This is a genomic window from Streptomyces violaceorubidus (assembly GCF_000717995.1).
Lineage (GTDB): Bacteria > Actinomycetota > Actinomycetes > Streptomycetales > Streptomycetaceae > Streptomyces > Streptomyces violaceorubidus.
Genome location: NZ_JODM01000101.1, coordinates 1 through 1,485, shown reverse-complemented (window position 1 = coordinate 1,485; position 1,485 = coordinate 1). Strand labels below are relative to the sequence as shown.

Below are 1,485 nucleotides of genomic sequence, written 5' to 3'. Positions count from 1 at the left end.
GGGTGCCTCTATGTCTTTCGTCAAGCGAGCTGTGGGGTTCGGGGTTCGTAGAAGGTTCCGTCGCGGAGCATGGCGAACAGGACGCTGGTGCGGTGGCGGGCGAGGCGGAGGAGGGCTTGGGTGTGGGTTTTGCCGCGGGCTCGGCAGCGGTCGTAGTAGGTGCGGGAGGCAGGATCGTGCAGGGCCGCGAACGCGGAGAGGAACATCGCCCGTTTGAGCTGCCGGTTCCCGCCTCTGGGGGCGTGTTCACCATGGATCGAGGTGCCGGACTGCCGGGTTGCCGGGGCGAGGCCGGCGTAGGAGGCGAGGTGGGCGGCGCTCGGGAAGGAGCTGCCGTCACCGACGGTGGTCAGGAGGACTGCTGCGGTCCTGACGCCGATGCCGGGCATCGACGTCAGGACCGGGGAAAGAGGGTGAGCCTCCAGCAGGGCTTCGATCTGGGCTTCCAGGGCCCGGCGTTGTTCGTGGACGGCGGCCAGCGACTTCGCCAGCGACGGGACGATCACGTCCAGGGTGCCGGTGCCCGGGACGACGACGGTCTGTTCGTCGAGCGCGGTGAAGATGTCGTCGACCAGCCGTTCGGCCATGCGCGGTGCCCTCGGGCGGACGACCTCGACCAGTCTGCGGCGGCCTGCCTTGCGCAGGGCCTGCGGGGATCCGTAGCGCTCGAGGAGCCAGGTGACGGCCTGATGGTCCAGGCGGGGGCCGAGGACGCGTTCGAGGCTGGGGTGGAACTGGGTGAGCAGGCCGCGGATGCGGTTGGAGGTGCGGTTGGCCTCGCCGGCGAGGTCCTGGTCGAAGCCGACCAGCATGGTCAGTTCTGCGGTGATTTCGTCGGCGAGTTCGAGTGAGCGCAGGGTGTGGGGCATGGTGCGGGCGGCGTCCGCGATGACCACGGCGTCCTTCGCGTCGGTCTTGGCCTCGCCGGGGTAGAGGTCGGCGATCCTGCGCATGGCCAGGCCGGGCAGGTAGGCGACCTGGCAGCCGGCGTCCCGGGCGACGGTCAGCGGGAGGGCACCGATGGAGGCGGGCTGGTCCACGACCACCAGGACGGTGCCGAACTTGGCCTTCAGCTTGTCGAAGACAGCCCGCAGCTTCGGTTCGCTGTTGGGCATCTGCTTGTCGAATACCGTCTTCCCGGCCGGGGTCAGACCGCGGCCGTGATGCGTCTGCTTGCCGACGTCCAGGCCCAGGAAGACGCCCACCCCGTCGATGCTGATCACCGTGCCTCCACATGCGTCGATGTGTGCCGGCCCCAGGGTCGGGAGCCGTTCTCGCGCATCCACGTTATGCAGACCTGCCGCCCGAAAACGGCCGGGCATTGCGCCCGGCCGGGCGGTGGTCGGACCTCTGATCAGCGTCTCCGACGGCGCCCTTCGGACCCGGTGACACCACCCCCCAGGTCATCCGTTCGACAGGGGGCAACAGTCATGCCGGGCCCGGAGGCCAACGGCCCTCTTGCAGGACCGCGAAAAAGATAACGGG

Annotated in this window: 1 protein-coding gene; it reads right to left on the bottom strand. The window is 69.4% G+C overall.

Features of this window, described 5'->3' with window-relative positions; translation table 11 throughout:
- Window positions 1–20: 20 nt before the first annotated feature.
- Window positions 21–1,223 carry an IS110 family RNA-guided transposase gene (locus IE94_RS0134105; protein ID WP_030192250.1) on the bottom strand — a complete coding sequence of 401 codons (1,203 nt, stop codon included), beginning with the start codon at window positions 1,221–1,223 and terminating at the stop codon, window positions 21–23.
- Between the last annotated feature and the right edge of the window lie 262 nt (window positions 1,224–1,485).